Below are 20,574 nucleotides of genomic sequence, written 5' to 3' on the forward strand. Positions count from 1 at the left end.
TAAGAAAATACCCTTAAAAACATTTTTTTTAGCACAAAAAGAACCGCCAATTCAATTGGCGGTCTTTCTTAACCAAAAACAAAAATTACTTATTTAAAATGATCTTTTTAGTAGTTCTCTTGCCATCGGTTGAAACCTGAAGAAGGTAAATTCCTTTTGCAAAATTGTTCAAATCAAGCTGTTGCTCTGTACCTTCAAAAGTGGTATTTATTAATTGCTGTCCTGTAATGGTAAATAATCGAACATCCGATTTTACGTTGCTGTCCAGTTTCAAATTCAAAATTCCATTGGTAGGGTTTGGATATACCATTAGTTCATTTGAAACTTTACTATCTTCAAGTTCTTTTATTTCTTCTGTATTTAGTGTTTTTCTAGTTCCAGAACAAGCCGAAATATAATTGTGCTGAATATCATCAATCCAAACCGTCATAGTATTGGCAGTATTGCTTTGTTTGATCACAATAGCATCTAAAGTCACAGAAGCTCCGCCAACCATTCCATTTCCGGTTGTAATTGTTGTTCCTACTGCTGTTGGCAAAAACCATTCGTAGTAATTCCAAGTTCCGTTATTGATGATAGCTATTGGAGGTAATTCTTCTAAGCCGTCAACATCGTCAATCCAGGCTGTTACAGTTGCACCAGCATTTGCCGTACTTGTTTTCAGCCAAAAACCAAAAGATCCTTGGTTTCCAACAAAAGCTTGATTATTTGCAGGAGTTCCTCCGCCAGAAAGCAGACGCACCAACCAATCTGTACTTACCGAAGTATTGTCATTCAAAACTGCTTTTAAACTCGCTGTCCCATTTTTATAACTATCTGTAGCTCTTGCCAATGTTGATGTTGTGGCAATTCCCACAGTTGAACCCGATGTTGTTGGGACACTTGTAAATCTTCCTGCTGAAGTTTCGAAAGTTTCCAACGTTGTTTTGGTATTTGTGCCAACACAAATCGTCATTGTATACGTATTGCTTCCGCAAGCATTTGAAGCTACTAAAGTAATCGTTTTAGTACCTGTTGTGGTAAAATTCACTGTCGGATTTGCCGCAGTACTTGTTGCTGGAGAACCATTAGGAAAAGTCCATGCATAAGTTGTAGCGCCAGTAGAAGTATTGGTTAAAGTCATATTTTCGCCTGTAGCCAATTCTGTATAAGGAGCTGTAAATCCAGCTGCGATTGTCGCTGAGGGATTTACTGTAATTACGTTCGTCAATGTTTTCGTATTTGAGCCTGCTCCATTTGTAGCCGTTAAAGCAACATTGTAAGTTCCAGCGGTATTATAAGTTACAACCGGATTTGCAGCAGTGCTCGTACTCGGAGTTCCTCCCGGAAATGACCAGCTATAAGAAGTTGCATTAGTTGATGCGTTTGTATAAATAACCGTTTGTCCAGCACATACTGTAGCCGAAGCTGGTGAAAAATCAGCTACAGGTGGCGTGGCGTCTGGCAGACAGTCTATGAAATAAAAACGAACAGCATCTGCAATTACAACCCCTGAAGTGCCTGTGGTACGAATTACCACTTTATTATTGGTTCCAGCACTTAAATTGTAGGTTCCCAACGAAACCCAAGTTCCATTATTAATTTGCTGATTTACAGAAACAGTTGCTGTTCCACTTTCGTGAATAATATCCACAGGAACATTATTAGCGCGATTCGTTCCAGCGGTATGATTGATAAAAACTTCATACCTGCCTCTCTGAGTAATTGTTGGCGTAAAAGTTGCCGATTTTGTTCCTTTTGCAGTATCACCGTCATGAATATAATTTGCCCCAACATAGCCTGCAGTAGCGGATGTTGCGGTCCATGATCCTACTAAAGCTGCATCAACATTATCTACAGTAATAACAGTTGTTCCGGGCACAGTGCAATTGGCGCTTTTTGGAGTAAAACTTACAGGAGCAGAATATTTTGAAGTTCCCGTTGCAGCACTATAACTTCTTATGGTGTAATAATAAGTCGTTCCTCCTATTGGAGCTTCATAAACGGCAGCGTTGGCCTGATTCCAAACATAACTCATAGTTGTATTAACAACAGCATTTACAACCACTGTAGAATTTGGCGTTGTAGTACTCGTAAATCCGTTTGTTTCTGTCCATCCTGCTGCAGATTTCGAAACCTGAATACGGTAATCTCCATTACTAACGGTAGAATTCCAAGAAAAATTTACTGGAGAACTCACATACAGCTCTCCTTCTGTAGGACTTAAAGCTACTGGAGCCGCTGGCAAAGCACTATAAGGAACACCTGTAGTATTGGCACTTTCGTTATTATTTTTATCCAAAGCCGTTACCAAAAAATAATTATTTGGAGCAGTCAATTGAGCTGTAGTCAATACAATTTGCGTTGCATTTACAATATCCAAAACTTTTGTGCCGTCTTGTTTTAGATTAGGAATATTAGCTTGTGTGGCAAATGCATACACCACATATTTTATTGCCAAATCCCCATCAGCCGCCGCGGCTGGAGCATCCCATTTTAGAGTATTTCCTTCAAATCTAATATTTGTTGGTTCCAACGGACAAACATTATCTTTCCATGGCATTGAAGGCGGAAAAGACTTATATTTATACTGATTATTTTGTAAAGCTGTTGCAATTCCCTTTTCGTCGCTCATAATATAGCGCGTCGAATAGGAAGTCTGTCCAAAAGTATTGGTCATTCCCGCAATTCGGTTCTGATCTATTTGATTTTGAATCTCTGAAGCAGGCCAATTCTGAGATGAAGTGCTTGGCAAACGATCATACCCTTGACTAACATATAAATGTCTGCCATAAGTCGCGGTCTGATCATTCCACCATTGCGAAAGTTTGATGTAATCCTGAGAACCGCCAATTTTCCAATATAATTGAGGCGAAATAAAATCTACTTTGCCATTTTGCAACCAATTTATTGGATCACAATACAATGCGCTATAAGAAGAATTTCCAACAATTCCTGACGGAACTCCGCTTTTCCAGATGCCAAACGGAGCAACTCCAAAAACAATATTTTTATTATAATTAGCATTAATAACCTGCAAAGCATCATAGACACCTGCAATCATTCGATTAACGTTATCACGGCGCCAATCATCAATATTACTTATTCCTGTCGGATTATTATTGGCATAAGTCGCGGCATCTTGGTTATTAGCCATACCTTGATCTGGATAAAAATAATCGTCAAAAACAATTCCGTCAATATCATATCTAGAAGCAATATCTTGAACAATACTAATTATATAATTTTGTACCGCTGGCAAACCAGGATTCAAAATTTTAAGATTGGCATTATTTGAAGCTGTAAATACCCAGGATGGATTTAGTTTAGAAACGTGATTATTCGCCAATGTATAACCGCCAACACTTGCACGATAAGGATTCAGCCACGCATGCAAATCTAATCCACGTTTTCTACATTCTGTAATAGCAAAGCTTAAAGGATCCCATATAGGATTTGGCGGAACACCTTGCGTTCCTGTCAGCCAATATGACCAAGGTTCTATAGATGAATTATAAAGAGCGTCACATTCTGGTCGAACCTGAAAATAAACCGTATTGATTCCCGTAAGAACCAATTTATCTAAGATTGTAATAAGCTCGGCTTGCTGAACTGCAGGAGTTGCAGTTCTATTGCTTGGCCAGTCCAAATTATAGACTGATGTTAAATAGGTTCCTCTTAAATCTGCTTTGGGGTTTGCACTTATTTCTGGTCCGCTATTAGAACAACCTGGAGTTATATTAGTTCCTTGACCTGAAATAAAACCATTTATAACTATTAAAAAGAACAAATTGAGTAGTTTTTGATTCATAAATTTGGCAGTTTTTAGGTTAATAATCGTAAATATAGAATAAATAAAAACGCAAAAAAACGCAACTATACTCAATTTTTTAACTTAAAAATGCAAAATAATTCATTTATAATTATAAAATAATGCACAAACTACAGCAAATACAAAGCTTTTTCTTTTCAAAAAAACTTTAACAATTGTTAATAAAATATTTACATATTTAAGTAAAAAAAATATATTTTAAAGAAAATTACTACTTTTATTCTCTAAAATGAGGAGCGAAAAAGAAATTTATGATAAAAATTAGAACACATAATTCTAAATCTCAAAAAACAAAACATGCAGAATAACGCAAAAAAAAGACTTTTAAGGTTTCTTTAAATTTAGCTCATAAAAAGCTCGTCCTAATTCTGCTAGAAAAGGCAATCCGATTTCATCATAATCATAATGATCGTCATTGAAAATTTGATCTTCGTTGACCAGTAGAGTTGCGCTAATGATGAACTCAACTTTATTAATTTCATCTACTATATAAGCACAATCTACTAGTGTGCCATAAGCATCTCCAACTTTATTATATATTTTTATATTATTCGGAATAGTATCCTTTTTATCGCCAAACATAAAAAACTTGCAGTAGCTATCGTAATACTCTTTGGGATCAAAACCTGCATTTCTGGGTAAATTCTGCATATTAAACAAAAGAAGTTCTCTATTCTCTGCTGATAACTCAAAACGTTCTTTGCGAGAAAAATTATCAGGAAAAACAATTCTTTTCATAATTCCGTGTAATGTTTCTAAGGGAAGGTAATTCTTTTTGCTAAAATCCATAGGAGAATTAATCAATTTACCATTTTCGTAATACCCTTTCCCTTTGTATATTTTATTCATTTTTAAAGTCAAAATTTTACTGTCGCTGACGCTTGGAATGATGATTTTTTCGCCATCTTTCTTGTGAAACGTTATCTCTTTAGTTTCTGCTGCACCTGAATTGGGAGTAGATAAGCGGTGATTGATCTGAACTTTTTTAAATCCTTTTTCTCTCAGCTTGCTGTTAATATAATCCCGTCCCATAAATTCATAAAAATCATTACTCGCTTCGTTTGAACTTACAGCAAAAATTTTACGCAAATTATCTGAGAAGGATAGCTTTGTCGAGTCGTTATTTACATTGAAAACAGTATTTACGTCAATCCCTTTAATAGCATTGAGTTTTTCCAAAGCCAAAACTGCAATAGGAAGTTTAACTGTACTAGCTGGATAATAATAATTTGAAGCATCAACATTGTATTTATAATCCTTTAAAACAACTTTGCCGTTATTTTTTCTCTTTATCGAAGTATAAATAATTTGAAGCTCATACAATTCAGACTGGTCAGCAACTTTTTTTATAGCTCTGGAATCACTCTTTAAGACTTGATTGATTGGATTATTATTTACTGATTTACAGCCTGAAAAAAAACATAAAATGGTTAATAATAAAAAGAATCTTTTCATAAGGTTTGCTTTTTAGGAAGAATCACCAAAATTGTTTAGATAAAGATGAATCTCAAATAATTAATTCAGTTTTTCGCGCTGATTTTCCATGTGGTAAAGATAGATGTTCTGCCGTTTTCTAATACCAATAGTACGTTTTTCTCATTTTGGTTAGGATAATCCTCATTCTGGCAACGCAAGCATATTCATTTAGAAGCAATTTTGCATTTATATTAATACAACTTAAAAATGGAAAATAAACAAAAAGAAAAAGTTTGGTTCATTACAGGATCTTCACGAGGTTTTGGAAAAATATGGACTGAAGCCGCTTTGAAACGCGGAGACAAAGTCGCGGCTACAGCCCGTAATATCAATAGTATTGCCACATTAAAAGAAAAGTATGGCGATCAGGTCTTGATACTTGAAGTGGATGTAACCAATGCCTCACAAGTGCAAAACGCTATTAGCAAGGCCAATGAATATTTTGGAAGATTAGATATTGTATTTAATAATGCCGGATATTCTTTGGTAGGAACTATCGAAGAGTGTGGCACCGATGAGGTAAAGGCCATGTACGAAACCAATATTATGGGATCAATTCATGTGATTCAGGCAGCATTGCCTATATTGCGAGCCCAAGGTCATGGCCATATTTTGGGGACGTCCAGTGCCGTTGGCATTTATAGTAATCCTCTTATTGGTTATTATTGTTCTTCAAAATTTGCGTTTGAAGCTATCTATGATAGTTTATCTAAAGAAGTTGCCACATTTGGCATCAAAGTAACGCTGATTGAACCAGGGGCATATAATACTGAATTTGGCAGTGCTGAATCGCTAAAAATGGCCAGCAAAAAAATCGCGGATTATGATGATTTGAAAAACAGCTTGATGGAAAATTTACGAAAGCTGGAACGAGGAAATCCTATCGCCACTCCCGAGGCTATATTTGCTGTTGTAGATGCCGAAAACCCACCACTGAGATTACTGCTGGGTAAAAACGATTTGCCATATATCCAACAAATCTATGCTGCACGCATTCAGGAATGGGAAACTTGGAAAACTATTTCAGAAGCAGCCCAAGGTTAATTATCTATGATATTTTTGACAGACTTTTATTCGCTTTTCTTTTGTCGGGAAAAGCGAATATTGCTTAACTTGTAATCTAGAAATTTTATAACATCATGGTTTCAAAAAAATCAAATCATTCCGTAAAAAGGTTCAATACGCTGGCTGACGTAATGGAGGCATCTGGTTTTCCGCCTCCGAAGCACCCTTTAATCGTTTTGTTAAACGGTGTAGACAAACCTCTTAAAGGTCGTGCACCTAATAAATCGCACGTATTGAATTACTATAAAATAGCTTTTAAACCAGATGCTGGAGGAGAGTTAATGTATGGTCAGACTAAATTTGATTTTAAAGAGGGCGGTTTGTTTTTTGTAGCTCCCCAACAAATTCTCTCATCAATTGAAGAGAATGATAAAGAGGAAACAACTGAACAAAAAATACTTAGTCCGCAGATCACCCTGCTTATAGATCCTGATTTTTTGCTGCAATATCCATTAGCACAAAAGATCCATCAGTATCACTTTTTCTCTTATGCTGCCAATGAAGCGCTGCACCTTTCGACCAAAGAAAAAGAAACCATTCTGGCACTATTCAGAGATATTGAAGAAGAGCTTGAAAACCGTATAGACGACATGAGCCATAATGTGATCATATCTCAAATTGAACTATTGCTAAACTATTCGCAACGTTTTTACAATAGGCAATTTCTAACCAGAAAGCAAAACTATCCTAGTCTTACCGACCGTATAGACCAATTGTTGGAGGATTATTTTAATAGTGGTAAGGTCTTGAATGCCGGAGTTCCAACCGTAAATTATTTAGCCGATCAGCTGCATATGTCAGCAAGCTATTTAAGTGATCTATTACGAAATCTTACAGGGCAAAACACTCAACAAATTATCCATGATAAAATGATTTATCGTGCTAAAAATAAGTTATCTGCTACAGCTCTCAGTATCTCAGAAATTGCGTTTGAATTAGGTTTTGAACAGCCTCAATCCTTTAGCAGATTATTTAAATTAAAAACAAATCTTAGTCCGCAACAATATAGAGCTCAATTCAATTAATTTTTATAGTTGCTTAAACTTTCAGCACTATTGTCCGCTACGAATTTGTATCAGAATTTTTGAGAAGCCACTTTAGCAAATCAATTACAAAATTTGGAACGTTAACACTTAAACTTCGAAAAACCAAACAAGGACGAGCCTCTTCCGAAAAGAATCATTTCAGAAAAATACTATTTAGCTTAATGAATATCATACATTTAATAATATGGTTTTCGTAAATTAATTTTAAAAACTTCTATACTGAGATGGTGTTAATTTTAATTGCTTTTTTGAAAAATTTACTGAAGTGTGCAGGCTCGTCAAATCTTAATGAATAAGGAATTTCAGAAATCATTTTTGTTATTTCACATGCTACATCGCTCTTTTTAAAATTGGACGTTTAAACAAAGTAACTTCGGACGTTTAAACAAAATAAATCTGTTTTTTGCTATCTAATTTTGTACCAACACATTAACACAAATAAAAATGGAACAGAATAATTATCAAGGAGCATTACAAAAAGCCTTAAATTCAGGATTTAATGCTAAATCGACAACAAGTGAAGTTATAAAAGGAATTGATCTTTCGGGAAAAATTGCCATTGTAACAGGCGGAAACACAGGAATTGGTTTAGAAACGGTTAAAACGCTTTCTCAAGCAGGCGCAACGATTATTGTGCCAGCAAGAGATATAGAAAAAGCAAAGAGAAATTTAGCGGAAATTTCTAATGTACAAATTGAAGAAATGGATTTAATGGATCCTAATTCTATTGATGCGTTTGCAGAGCAATTTCTAAATTCAGGCAAGTCACTACATTTACTTATCAACAATGCTGGAATTATGTGGGTGCCTTTGCGCCGAGACAGCCGAGGTTACGAATCACAACTGGCCACAAATTATCTTGCATTGTTTCAACTGACAGCAAAGTTATGGCCTGCCTTAAAAAAAGCAAACGGCGCAAGAGTGGTAAATGTATCTTCAGGCGGACATCAGTTTTCTGATTTTAACTTTGAGGATCCTAATTTCTTAAACAGAGAATATGAAACTTTGCAAGGGTACGGACAGTCAAAAACAGCGGTCAATCTGTTCTCTCTCGAACTTGACAATCGTGCCAAAGCATATAATGTCCGCAGCTACTCCTTATGTCCTGGCCCTGTTGGAGAAACCGAATTATCTAGAGAGGCACCTATTGATTTACTTCAAAAATTAGGCTTTACTGACGCTCAGGGAAACATACTTCCAGAAGTGGCAACCTCGTTAAAAACAATTCCACAAGGAGCTGCCACAACAGTTTGGGCTGCCACAACTCCACTCCTAAATAATATCGGCGGAGTTTACTGCGAAAACGTTGACATAGCTTCTCTAAATGCAAATGCGGCCGTAATTGGTGGTATCATGCCTTATTCTTTAGATGAAGTAAATGCCAAAAAATTGTGGGAGCTCAGTGAGGACATGACTGAAATCAAATTCGATTTCTATTAAAATTTGTATCTTTATACCACACAAGAAATTATGGATTATCAGGTAAATTATATCACCCCAGATATTAAACTCTCCCAATATACAGGTAAATTGTTTAAAACTGAAGCTGCATTTAGCGACCATCTTCTTGTGTGGTTAATTTCGGGAGAAACAAAAATTATTCAGGCAGATCAAAGTTTTGTTTTTGGTCCAGGGAGCACTTTTTTAATTCCCAGAAATCAATTGGCTACAATCATAAACATTCCAAAAGATGGGCTTCCGCACAAAGCGGTTGCCATGCATTTATCTGCTGAAAGGCTTAGGGAATTTTACAATCACGAAAGTACCGCACAAAAAAGAATACAATCTAAAGTTTTCAGTTTTGAAGAACATCCTTTGCTTGAAAGCTGTCTGTCGTCGCTTATTCCCTATTTCGATATGCAGGAAAATTTTCCGAAAAACATTGCATCATTAAAAATTACCGAAGCAATCTCAATCTTAAAGACTATCAACACTGATATCGACGCTATTTTATCAGATTTTGATGATCCTGGTAAAATTGATTTAATCTCTTTTATGGAGAAGAATTTTATGTTTAACATGCCCCTAGAGAAATTTGGATATTTAACTGGAAGAAGCCTTACAACTTTTAAGCGCGATTTTTATAAATCTTTTAGTATGACGCCTCAACGCTGGCTGACAAAAAAAAGACTGGAATTAGCCTATCATCACCTTTCTGAAAAAAACAGAAAACCTGTTGAAGTTTATTACGAAACAGGCTTCGAGAATTTATCACATTTTTCTTCTGCTTTCAAAAAACAATTTGGTTACGCGCCCACTGAACTGCAAAAAGAAAAGAAAGCTCGTGTGGTCGATAAACCATAACCGAAATTAAAGTTCAATTTGCGCAAACGACTGGCACTTTATCTAATTTTTGTCTTCCAAAATTTGATATAGCTTTCAGGATGGAAAACTCACTTCTTTTATATTCATAGCTTGTTATTCAAACAGTTTTATTTCCCTCTTACAGTGTTGCCTTTTTATTGATAAACTTCTGCTTTCTAAACTGAAATACCGAACCAGCAATAAAGAGCAACAATAAAACAAGAAGCGTATTACTGATTATGGGATCTTTTATATCTTTTGCTAGCGGATGGCCTAGCGGAACTCTGGTAAAAGTTTCATTAACCGTTGGAACCAGAGACAGAAAAAAACTAAAAGAAAGACAGAAGTTTTCAAAATAACGGGCTCTTCCACTATTTTTTCTTTTTGAATTCAAAAAATAAGCTGCCAGCACCAAGATACTGATAAAAATAGAAAATACATGTCCCGCATTAAATCCTCCATGCTTGGAGATTCCTAATGAGGTTAACGATGTTACCAGTGTTCCGTAAAAATATATTTTGCCAGATACTGTGTTTAAATTGATTTTACCCTGTTTTATAAAATCTGCTACAGCCGCTACAATTGCTGCAACACCTATAATTGTGTGAAAAATTCCTAAAATTGATAGTCCCATTTTTTATGATTTAAATTGTTTGATAATACATGGCAAACTTCCGACACATTAAGGAAAATATTTTTGTCAATTAGTTCAACTATTTGGCAATTTGGTTCACAAAAAAAAGCATCCTTCAGATAAATCTTAAGGATGCATCTTATTTAAAAAATGTGTTTGTTTTTACTTTTTGCTATTGAGATTTTTGACGAAAGCTTGTTGGGCTTACATTGTATTTGATCGTAAAACTTTTGGTAAAATTAGCCAAGTCATTAAAACCGCAGTCAAATGCTATTTGAGTAATACGTTGGTCCGACACCTGAAGCAGTTCGGCCGCTTTTTCTAGCTTTTTAGCTTTAATATAATTGGCCGGCGTATCGTGATATATTTTTGCAAATTCCCGTTTGAATGATGATACGCTCAAATTATTCTGTTGTGCTAATTCTTTAATTGTGAGCTGCGAAAACAAATTTGCTTCTATAATTTGCGTGAAGGAATAAGTTGTGGGAGAAAAAAGTTGCGATAAGATCAATTGTATTGAATCTGAATTTTGTGTTTGAGAAAGTAAAAGTATAATCTCTTTTACTTTCAGTATCAAAATATCTTCATTGATCAATGAGGGATTCTCAAAATAAAACAATAATCCTTCAATGTATTTCTGAATTAAAAAGTCGTTGTTTATTTTCTCGCTTGACCTATTTGATGGTAGATTCTTTGGTTTTTGAAGGAGTAACGGCAGTTCTCGATTGTATATTTTTTTCAAGATCTCTGGATAGAAGGTAACAATCACAATTTCGCACTTAGTATTTGGCTTTGAATTGTGTATTTGTTGTCCAGGATTTATACAATTCAATAATAGCGAATAATTTGTTGCAACACTTATGTGTTTATCATCACTTTGAAAATCAACTTCTCCTCCTTTTACATACAAAAAACAAGCCTGTTCGGCTACCAGAAAATCAAATCTAAACGGCGGTGTTAATTCAATTTTTTGAATTAGTGTTTTGCCATATAGATCATGTTTTTTATAGTCGTTTATCATAACTTTTTATTTTGCTCTGTATTACTTCCATAAACAAATGGTATCAAAGGTAAAATATAAATGGCAAATATAGAGTCTGATATATTTTTATCCCAAAAGTTCAGGATTTGTAAGCAACTATTTTATCCGTCCAGATTTTGTCGCAGAATCGAAGAACATAATTAGTGCCATTCATAATAGATGAACAATTGAAACTATTTTGTTTCCTTCTCTCCATCAAAAATCTAAATTTATTACATCAAAAAAACCGCAAATCAAAATAGACTTGCAGTTTTTTATTCTTGTTTAGAAATTACTATTTATCTCAATATAAAACCATACTTCATAGGATCATTCGTATCTATTAAAAACGTGTTTAGTCCTGTTACAAAAGCCGTTCCTTCTACTTGCGGAATTACAGCTTTAAAGGCTCCAAATTTATCTTCCCTTATAAGAGAACCTTTAAATGTGCTTCCTGTTATACTTTCTATTGTAATAGATTCTTTTGGATTTATATTATTTCGGGCTTCTTCAATTGCAATTCTTCCAGAAACACCAGAACCTGTAGGAGAACGATCGACTTCTCCGTCGGCAAAAACACAAACATTTCGGCTGTGATTGCAAATATTCATTGGTTCATCAATAAAAATAGTTCCGTATAAAAAACTCAGATCTTCTTCAAACGGATGCAGGATTTTCTTATCCTGATTCATTACGGCATGTTTTATATCTACACCTGTTTGAATGATGGCACGATAATTTTCTTCGGTTAAACCAAAATTCAAATGTGTATTTTTTCTCAAATCAACATAAGCATAAAATGCACCTCCGTAAGCCAAATCATAAACAACATCTCCAATACCGTCAACATTTGCAATACGGTCTAATCCTACCGCAAAACTTGGCACACAATGGAACTTCACTCCTATTACTTCGCCATTTACTACATTAACAAACGAAAGGATTCTGCCGCATGGCGCATCAATTTTCAATTCGTTGTCGCCTTCTTTTACCGTTATCCAATTCATTTTTGCAGCTAAAGTACTTATTGCAATAATGGCATGACCGCACATGCTGCTGTATCCTTCATTGTGCATAAAAAGAATACCGAAATCTGCCTCATCATCGTTTGGCGGAAGCAGAATACACCCATACATATCGGCATGGCCACGAGGTTCAAACATCAATGCTGTTCTTAAATAATCGTGGTTTTCCTTTATATCTCTTCTATATTCTAAAACCGTTTTGCCTTTCAGTTTTGGAAAACCAGAAACAATTACGCGCAGAGGTTCTCCGCCCGTATGCATATCAATGGTTTTTATTTGAAGTACAGACTCGTCTGCTTTATAATCGATATTATTACAAATATTTTGGTAGGTATTAGCCATTTTTTTGTGTTTTTAAATTATACTCTTCATAAAAATATCCAGCTGCAACAAGATCTTCTAGAGCATGTCCAACGGATTTAAAATAGGTGATTTCGGTATCAGATGTTCGTCCCAACTTTGTATTGTTGCACAGTTCAAACAAATCTGCTTTGATGGTTTCTTTTGTGATAATTCCATTTGTAAGCGGAATTAGAATATCACCGCTTTCCTTTAGTCCGCCTTGATATGTATCTAGAAATAGACTTGATTTGAGAACTGCTTCATCGTCTGCTTCACGCATGTCTTTGTTATATGCTCCAACAAGATCTAAATGCTGTCCTGGTTGCAGCCATTTTCCAAAAACAAGCGGAACGGGCGATAAAGTGGCTGTTGAAATAATATCAACTTGAGAAATAACTTCTTCTATAGTAGAAACTGGTCTGCAGATAAGTGGAGAATTTTTGAATGCATCGCAAACCAATTGCGCTTTTTCTATTGTTCGTCCCCAAACGTAAACTTCTTGTATTGGCCTAACGCTTGCATGCGCCTGAATTAAATTAACGGCTAATGCTCCTGTGCCAATCATTAGCATAGATGAGGCATCTGTTCGCGAAAGGTAACTGCTAGCTAAAGCAGATGTTGCCGCGGTACGTTTGCCTGTTAGTGATTTTGCATCGAGAATTGCTTTTATATTTCCTTTGTGCCCATCGAGATAAATATAAGTTCCCTGAATGGAAGGCAAATCATATTTTCCATTATTTGGACTTACGGTAACTATTTTTACTCCCAAATCTTTACCTGCTTGAAAGGCTGGCATGAGCAGTAATGTCGAATCTTTATTTTCTCTTGGATTAGGATAATCATGATGATGGCGCATAGGCACTTCAATAGCTGAAGTTGAAAATGCAGATCGGAGTCTTTCTATAAGTTGTTTAAAATTGCATTTTTCTTCAATGAAATGATCTGAAATAAGCTGTATTGGTTCCATGTATTTAGTTGAAATTTCATTAAAAATAGAAGATTATTTTATCTCAATACTATTTCAACTGCAATCAGATAAGATATGATAATTTAAGGTTAATATAGTACTAGATGACAACTTCATCATCTAATTTCAAGCACATCAATTTCAAATTATTTAAATAAAAGAAATCTATTTATGGATCATTACAACAAAAAAATAATCCTTAAAGCACTTCATGCAAAATCTTTCTTGATTAGTAAGTGATCTAAATTTTTATTTGCTATTTTAGTTTTGTCAATACCTTTCAAAAAACCAAACTTTAAAAATTATCTCAAAAGAGAATCGAATGAATCTGGATTTTTATCAGCCTAAAAATGAAACTTTAAAAAAATATATTGAAGGATATTACTTTATTTCAAAAGATAAAAATTCAGGATCTGTACAATATCTTACTTTCCCAAATAATTTCTGCATTTTAACCACCAATGAAGATTTAGACGTTGAAGTACAAAATAACGAAGTTATTATAAAGTCATCGCCAATAAAAAACATAATGACATGTGTAGTTTCTCGTTATACCAAACCGATGAAAATTCATTACAAAGAGCTTATAAATGAAGTTACAATTTACTTTAAGCCATTAGGAATAAGTCAGTTTTTATCCGATTCAAAAAGTATTTTTTCAGAAGGCACTATTTTAGATTTTACTTTTATGCCTGACTTTAATGACAAAATGATTGAAATTTTCAGTTTAGCCAAAGACAAACAAAGTCAGGAGCTTGAAGATTATCTACTTTCTAAATTGCAAATCAAAAAATTTCTTTAATTGAAAAAATACTTGAGGCTATTGAAACTGATGAAAAGATTGAAGAAATTGCGCAAAAACATCAAATAAGCAGACAATATTTGAATAAATTATTCACAAAACACATTGGCAAATCGCCTTCAGAATATCGAAAAATACACCGCTTTAGAAATTCAATTCTTAAACAGAAAGAAAGCAAGAACTTTTCTGAATTATCTCAGTATGATTTTTACGATCAATCTCATTTTATTCGCAATTTTAAAGAGTTAATTAATAGGAATCCCCAAATATTTTTCAAAAACATAGATACAGAAAAAGAAAATATTTGGCTGTTTGTCTAAACAGTTTCCATTTGTACAATTCTACAATTTTGGGTTAATCTACTTTTACTAAGTTCAAAATCTATGTAAAACAAAAAAATCCCAAAAAACATGAACTGGCAAAAAATCCATCTTTACTTACACACATTTTGTCGATATTTTCTAGCTACAATTATAATTTTGTATGCTTATGGCAAAATATTAAAAACCCAATTTGTCTCACAGCCAAGCGTATACGATATGCCAATTGGCTCGCTAGATGGTTTCCGTCTTACTTGGTATTATTATGGCTACTGTTATTGGTATCCCATTGTTATTGCCGTTACACAGATTATAAGCTCGTTCCTACTCTTTTTTAGAAAAACTACCAGAATTGGAATCATTCTTTTTCTAAGTTTTATGATCAATATTCTTCTAACAGATTATGCTTATGATATTAATGCAAAAGAAATTGCCATAACATTAACTCTAATGGCATTGTTTGTATTTTTTTCTGATTACAAAGTTTTTCTTAAATATTTTTTAGAAGAACCGCCATTGTTCCAGAATAGTGACAGACCTAAATGGGTCAACAAGATTAGTATAATTAAATTCATTTATATCCCAGCTGTATTCATTGGTTTCTTTATCATGTTTAGTATTATGAAAAAAGAATACATGTCACAGGATGATTTTTACGGAACTTGGGAAAATCCTAAAACGAAAGAAAGATTACATTTTGAAGATCTGAATAGTTTTCAAATTAACAAAAATGACCAGTCAAAAAGTATTGTAAATGGAGAATATTCGTTTACAAAAGACTCTTTAATTTTAAAATCAGGCGACAATAATAAGAAAAACTATTTAAAAGGAAAATACACCTTAAAGAAAGCCGATTTAACTATTGCCACTAAAACTGATAATCTGAAATTCATACGAATTAGATAAAATCAAATATCAGAAAAAATTAAAAATCTTCTATTCTTTCCATAAAAGGCATTTGGTAGCAAACTCAAAAATTGAAATTTCATTTTCTATAACTATTATATAAAACCTCATCGTAATAATATAAAACTCACATAATCAGGTTTATTAATTTTAAAAATGAAAAATAATAAAGAAAGAAATCATGGAAAATAAGAAAGATAAATTAGAAATAAACGACAATGAATGCGTGAATGAAAATGCAAATAGCGCTTATAGCGGATCTGGGAGTATGCAGCCAGGAGGTAGCACGGGAGAAGCGGGTCGTTTAAACGATTATGATGAAGAAAATACAGAAGAAGATACAGCTTCTGACGAAAAGAAAAATCAGAATCCAGAAGGAAAAAGCATTGAAGAAGCAACCGACCCTTCTAAACTTACTAAGATTTAAAAATCAAATTGTAATAACACTAAAACTCAATATTATGTCAAGAGAAAATTATGATAACTACGATCAGGAAGATCTTACTTATCACGCGGCAGATCATTCGGCAAGCGATTCTATTAATTCTGAAACTATGGAGAAAAAAGATCCTGCCATCAATCAGCATGAGAACGAATCACAGCGTCACAAACATACGCCTGAATTTCAGGAAAGAGAAGAAAATGAAAACGACACTTCCGATCCTTTCTTTCAAAAAAATGCTCCTATCGCACAAGATTTAGATGAGGATCTTAAAAGTGAGGACGATGAAGATGATGATTTTGATAATGATGCAAACAGAAGAACTTTAGACGAAACAAAACCTGATGAAGACAAAGAAGATGATTATTAATTACTTACGACATCAGAAAGTTCAAAAAAAAATAAATCCTGAAAAGACTTTATAAAATTCTTTTCAGGATTTATTTTTATTAATCGGCTGCATACTTATTATTCCAATACAGCATCAATAAGAGTGTTACTATAATACAGGAAGCTGTTCCTTCAAAAAATAAAGAAAGGCAATATGAGGTTACAGAAGGTTCGCCACCAAACATAAAAGCCTCCGATAATGATTTTACATACTGATTTCCTCCTTTGGCATAACTATAAATTAGAAGCGCAATAATACTTATTACTACAGCTGTAAACGAAGTAACCATTGCCGAGATGGCATTTGGAACAAATTCGTTTTTTCCTTCGGCAAGATTCATTTTCAAGGTTCTGTTTACGCCCCAGAGAATAAATAAAACATTCAGAAGTCGTAAATAAAATAAGTTGGAAAGATTTAAAAGTTCCATCAAAAGAAAGAACAAGGCAATTCCAGCAAATATCAAAAATCCGTTTATAATTTCTTTTGGCAATTTCATAATCACATTTTTTAGTTCGACAATAAACACCTAATAAATAATGAATTACAAAATACTCAAGAAACCTTTAATACAATTTTACGATTACTCTTTAAACTTATAAAATCCCCATCAAGCACTACATGTACCCTTCTCCATCTGTTTTACTCAATTTAGAAAAAGTGAAACTTGAAAAAATAGTAAAAACAGCCAATGCAATAAAAGTATATTGAAATGCTTTTGAAGCATCTAGATTAAAAATCCCGTCTTGAAATAAAGAAAGGACTAAACTGGCAACCGAAACTCCAAAACTTACCGAAAGCTGTTGCATAATAACTAGCATGGTATTTCCACCGCTAGCTGTGTCTTGATCCAGATCTGAAAGCGTAATGGTATTCATGGCAGACATTTGTACAGAAGTAAAAATTCCGTAGAATATCATCAGTAAAATATAATAGCCAATTGGAGTTTCTTTCGTTACAAATCCGAGAATAATCAAAACAATTCCTAGTAAAATGGTATTACTTATCAATACAGTTCTGTAGCCAAAAAACTTTATAATGTTTACCATAAAAGGTTTCACAGCAACATTGGACAAAGCAGAAGGCAACAGCAATAATCCCGATACGGAAGCCGAATAACCAAAACTAGTTTGCAACATAAGTGGTAACAGCAGCGGCAAGCCACCAATTCCTAGTCTGGTAATTAAACTTCCCATTAGTCCTATTTTTAAAGTTCTAATGTTTAAAAGATGCAAGTCAATTATTGGCTTTTCTGTTCTTTTGTAGTGAATGTAATAAAAGAGAGAAAGAAGCCCTGATAGAAACAATAAACTTAAAATTACAATCATGTGAATTCTCCCGCTTCCAACAAGTTCTAAAACCAAAGTAATAGAAATCAGTGCCAAACTGAAATACACCAATCCTCTAAAATCAAACCTTCCTACTGCGTGTTTAAAATTAGGCATAATGCGATACGCCATCGAAATTCCGATGAGACCAATAGGAATATTGATTAGAAAAATCCAATGCCAGCTGAAATTATCAGAAAGAAAACCTCCTAAACTTGGTCCCACTACCATTCCTAACAATCCGAATAAGGTTATAAAATTCATGGTTTTCAGGAGTTCGTTTTTGGGATATTGATACAAAATGGCCAATCGGGCAACAGGAACCATCATCGACGCGCCTACTGCTTGTAAAACACGAGCCAAATTAAGCGTGTTTAAATCAACCGAAATCGCGCAAAACAAAGATCCTATGATAAACAAAAATACGGCAATCATAAACATCGTTCTGGTACCAAACTTATCTGCCAGCCAGCCAGAAAGCGGAATAAACATTGCCAATGTGAGCGTGTAGGTAACAATAACCGAATCCATTTCGGTGGCTGAATATCCCATATTTTTGGCTATTGAAGGCAGCGAAGTATTCAAAATCGTACCGTCTAATGATTGCATAAACATAGCAATTGCCGTAACCCAAGGAAGCATAAATACTGCTTTCTGTTCTTTTTTTTCTTCTTTATTCAGCATTCTTTAATTTTAGATAAAAAGCTTGATTATAACGTTATGTAAATTAATAAAAAAAAGCTCTTAAAAGTGTTAAGAGCTTTTCTTTTAGCAAGGATAGCATTTACTTTTTAATAGAATCGGTTTTAACATTCTGATTCCCTTTCTGAGTTGAACCCGCTGTTCCCGAACCTGTAGATCCTTCTCCTGTTGCTCCTGTTGTACCGTTTTGGCCATTTTGATCGGAATTTAAAGTTGCCGATGAATCTACCGCAGGACCAACTGTGTCGACTGACATGCTCATGGTATCGGTTTGATTGTCATTTGGATAGACATTGTTATTTTCATTCTTTTTACATGAAAAAATAAAAACTGCCACTAGGAGCAACATAACAGTTGTTTTCAAAAATGTTTTCATAATTGTATCTGTTTTGATTTATAAGTTAAAAATCAAAAATAGAATCGCAATTTATAGTCTACTTACATAATTCTTTAAAGTATTTACAGAACTCTTATAAGCTTATTTTTCTGAAAATGAGAAATCTATAAATCGTGACTTTAATCCTGTAAATGAAAATCGCACAAGTGTTGGAAATTTGTCTAAAGCTGAAATCTAGCATCTCAGAAAACTTGTCAATTTTAAATCAATACTATGAAAGCTGTTATTTTATTAGGCACATTAAAAGGGAAAGGGCTTTCCAACACTGAAATATTGGTTGAGTTTTTTGGAGAATTTCTTTCTAAAAAAAATATCCAATTTGAGGTAATCAAACTCGTTGACCATCGTATTTTACCCGGAAGCTATACGCATCTTGAAACTGAAGATGATTGGCCTGAAATTTATCAAAAGATTTTGGATGCCAATATTCTTCTATTTGCCACTCCTATCTGGTGGAACAATCATTCGTCTGAAATACAGCGCTGTATAGAACGCCTAGATGAAGTCTATGATATTATTAATTCTGGAAAAGATTCTCCGCTTGACGGAAAATTAGGAGGTGTAATTGTTACTGGAGATTCTGATGGTGTAGAACATATTATGGGAAATATTGCCAATTTCTTCTCTTGTGTAGGCGTTACTGTTCCGCCCTATACTTCGCTCGGAGTTATTTGGGAAGGACACAGCAAAGATTCTAAAAAGACAAAATCTCAGTTGAAACAATATTATGCTAAAAATTATAGCGAAGATGCTGCTGCAATGGCAGATTCTCTTGTTAAGCATCTGAAGTAAAATTTGAAAAAAATCGAGAAAATAGAAATACTTTTTTTACAATAATATTTAAAATCAAATAGCTATGAATACATCGACAATAAGTAAAAGTTCAAAACCATTATTAAAAAATAATGTGTCAAAACTAGAGCGAGTTTTAATGCTTACAAGTGGCGCTTATCTTTTGTACAACGCCTTATCTAAAGAAAACAAAAGCCTCACTCAGGCTGGAGCTGGAGGCGCAATGCTTTTGCGTGGAATCTCAGGATATTGTCCTGTTTATGATGCCGCAGACCATTTAATGCACGACAAAGCATCAAACATAAATATTCGTGTAAACAGCGTAATTAATAAACCTGTAAGCGAAGTGTATGCCTTTTGGAGAAATCTAGAAAATCTGCCAAAATTCATGAATCACCTAGATTCTGTAAAATCTATAAGTTCTAACACCTCTGAATGGACGGTAAAAGGTCCGGGCGGAATTGGAAAAATCTCTTGGAATGCCGAAATCATCAAAGACGAAAAAGACAAACTTTTAAGCTGGAATTCTATCGAAGGATCTTCTATTAAAAATGCTGGAAAAATTGTTTTTAAACCAAAAGGAAAAGCAACAGAATTGGATGTTACCATTTCGTATCACGCTCCATTGGGAATTGCAGGCGAAAGTGCTGCCAAACTTCTAAATCCATATTTTGAAAAATTGGTTAAAGATGATATTTCTAATCTAAAAGTCTATCTTGAAACCAATCAGGAATAAAAAAACGCTACTGTTTCTTGTATTTATTTTTTTGAAGAAAAACGTCTTCTTTTATGGAGACGTTTTTTGT

The 20,574-nt window shown here is 34.1% G+C and carries 20 protein-coding genes; 11 read left to right on the forward strand and 9 right to left on the reverse strand.

All coding sequences use genetic code 11. The annotated features are described in order from the left end of the window. Nucleotides 1–85: 85 nt before the first annotated feature. Nucleotides 86–3,790 carry a family 10 glycosylhydrolase gene (locus J7574_RS05550; protein ID WP_290965446.1) on the reverse strand — a complete coding sequence of 1,235 codons (3,705 nt, stop codon included), beginning with the start codon at nt 3,788–3,790 and terminating at the stop codon, nt 86–88. Between the two features lie 345 nt (nt 3,791–4,135). Continuing rightward, nucleotides 4,136–5,266, reverse strand: a complete 1,131-nt coding sequence (locus J7574_RS05555; RefSeq protein ID WP_290965449.1) for a serine hydrolase — start codon at nt 5,264–5,266, stop codon at nt 4,136–4,138. A gap of 228 nt (nt 5,267–5,494) precedes the next feature. Between J7574_RS05555 and J7574_RS05560 the strand changes: the two genes are divergently transcribed. From J7574_RS05560 to J7574_RS05575, 4 genes are all read left to right on the forward strand, one after another. Continuing rightward, the gene (locus tag J7574_RS05560) at nt 5,495–6,331 is read left to right on the forward strand and encodes an SDR family NAD(P)-dependent oxidoreductase (protein WP_290965451.1); all 837 of its coding nucleotides are present in this window, start codon (nt 5,495–5,497) and stop codon (nt 6,329–6,331) included. Nucleotides 6,332–6,426: 95 nt separating this feature from the next. Then, on the forward strand, nt 6,427–7,377 hold the full coding sequence (locus J7574_RS05565) for an AraC family transcriptional regulator (protein WP_290965454.1): 951 nt from the start codon (nt 6,427–6,429) through the stop codon (nt 7,375–7,377). Between the two features lie 465 nt (nt 7,378–7,842). Next, nucleotides 7,843–8,838 carry an SDR family NAD(P)-dependent oxidoreductase gene (locus J7574_RS05570; protein WP_290965457.1) on the forward strand — a complete coding sequence of 332 codons (996 nt, stop codon included), beginning with the start codon at nt 7,843–7,845 and terminating at the stop codon, nt 8,836–8,838. A 30-nt stretch (nt 8,839–8,868) separates the two neighbouring features. Beyond that, nucleotides 8,869–9,702, forward strand: coding sequence for an AraC family transcriptional regulator (locus J7574_RS05575; RefSeq protein ID WP_290965460.1), 834 nt, complete (start codon nt 8,869–8,871; stop codon nt 9,700–9,702). A 139-nt stretch (nt 9,703–9,841) separates the two neighbouring features. Here J7574_RS05575 and J7574_RS05580 read toward each other — a convergent pair whose 3' ends face one another. From J7574_RS05580 to J7574_RS05595, 4 genes are all read right to left on the reverse strand, one after another. Beyond that, entirely contained in the window at nt 9,842–10,336 is a 495-nt protein-coding gene (locus J7574_RS05580; RefSeq protein ID WP_290965461.1) for a hypothetical protein, read from the reverse strand. A 172-nt stretch (nt 10,337–10,508) separates the two neighbouring features. After that, nucleotides 10,509–11,357: an AraC family transcriptional regulator gene (locus J7574_RS05585; RefSeq protein ID WP_290965463.1), complete on the reverse strand. Its 849-nt coding sequence runs from the start codon at nt 11,355–11,357 to the stop codon at nt 10,509–10,511. A gap of 299 nt (nt 11,358–11,656) precedes the next feature. Further along, on the reverse strand, nt 11,657–12,724 hold the full coding sequence (locus J7574_RS05590) for a proline racemase family protein (RefSeq protein ID WP_290965465.1): 1,068 nt from the start codon (nt 12,722–12,724) through the stop codon (nt 11,657–11,659). Then, nucleotides 12,717–13,691 carry an ornithine cyclodeaminase family protein gene (locus J7574_RS05595; protein ID WP_290965468.1) on the reverse strand — a complete coding sequence of 325 codons (975 nt, stop codon included), beginning with the start codon at nt 13,689–13,691 and terminating at the stop codon, nt 12,717–12,719. Before J7574_RS05595 ends, J7574_RS05590 begins: the two co-directional genes overlap by 8 nt. Nucleotides 13,692–14,013: 322 nt before the next feature. On the opposite strand from J7574_RS05595, the gene J7574_RS05600 reads away from it, so the two are divergent. The 5 genes from J7574_RS05600 (at nt 14,014) to J7574_RS05615 (ending at nt 16,531) form a co-directional block, all read left to right on the forward strand. Beyond that, nucleotides 14,014–14,493, forward strand: a complete 480-nt coding sequence (locus J7574_RS05600; RefSeq protein WP_290965471.1) for a hypothetical protein — start codon at nt 14,014–14,016, stop codon at nt 14,491–14,493. Between the two features lie 20 nt (nt 14,494–14,513). After that, nucleotides 14,514–14,813 (forward strand): helix-turn-helix domain-containing protein, encoded by a 300-nt coding sequence (locus J7574_RS23160; protein ID WP_367272563.1) that lies wholly within the window; start codon nt 14,514–14,516, stop codon nt 14,811–14,813. Between the two features lie 90 nt (nt 14,814–14,903). Then, entirely contained in the window at nt 14,904–15,719 is an 816-nt protein-coding gene (locus J7574_RS05605; RefSeq protein WP_290965474.1) for a hypothetical protein, read from the forward strand. Nucleotides 15,720–15,900: 181 nt separating this feature from the next. Then, on the forward strand, nt 15,901–16,146 hold the full coding sequence (locus J7574_RS05610; protein WP_290965476.1) for a hypothetical protein: 246 nt from the start codon (nt 15,901–15,903) through the stop codon (nt 16,144–16,146). 34 nt (nt 16,147–16,180) lie between these two features. Next, nucleotides 16,181–16,531 carry a hypothetical protein gene (locus J7574_RS05615; RefSeq protein ID WP_290965478.1) on the forward strand — a complete coding sequence of 117 codons (351 nt, stop codon included), beginning with the start codon at nt 16,181–16,183 and terminating at the stop codon, nt 16,529–16,531. Between the two features lie 79 nt (nt 16,532–16,610). Here the strand turns inward: J7574_RS05615 and J7574_RS05620 are convergent, their stop codons facing one another. From J7574_RS05620 to J7574_RS05630, 3 genes are all read right to left on the reverse strand, one after another. Next, complete coding sequence (locus J7574_RS05620; RefSeq protein WP_290965482.1) at nt 16,611–17,048, reverse strand: hypothetical protein; 438 nt, start codon at nt 17,046–17,048, stop codon at nt 16,611–16,613. 118 nt (nt 17,049–17,166) lie between these two features. After that, complete coding sequence (locus J7574_RS05625) at nt 17,167–18,561, reverse strand: DHA2 family efflux MFS transporter permease subunit (RefSeq protein ID WP_290965485.1); 1,395 nt, start codon at nt 18,559–18,561, stop codon at nt 17,167–17,169. A 100-nt stretch (nt 18,562–18,661) separates the two neighbouring features. After that, nucleotides 18,662–18,955, reverse strand: a complete 294-nt coding sequence (locus tag J7574_RS05630; protein WP_290965487.1) for a hypothetical protein — start codon at nt 18,953–18,955, stop codon at nt 18,662–18,664. Nucleotides 18,956–19,189: 234 nt separating this feature from the next. Between J7574_RS05630 and J7574_RS05635 the strand changes: the two genes are divergently transcribed. Both J7574_RS05635 and J7574_RS05640 read left to right on the forward strand, forming a co-directional pair. After that, nucleotides 19,190–19,768, forward strand: coding sequence for a flavodoxin family protein (locus J7574_RS05635; RefSeq protein WP_290965489.1), 579 nt, complete (start codon nt 19,190–19,192; stop codon nt 19,766–19,768). A 64-nt stretch (nt 19,769–19,832) separates the two neighbouring features. After that, nucleotides 19,833–20,504 (forward strand): SRPBCC family protein, encoded by a 672-nt coding sequence (locus J7574_RS05640; protein WP_290965491.1) that lies wholly within the window; start codon nt 19,833–19,835, stop codon nt 20,502–20,504. The last annotated feature ends 70 nt before the right edge of the window (nt 20,505–20,574 follow it).

The sequence above is a fragment of the Flavobacterium sp. genome (assembly GCF_017744675.1).
Taxonomy (GTDB): domain Bacteria; phylum Bacteroidota; class Bacteroidia; order Flavobacteriales; family Flavobacteriaceae; genus Flavobacterium.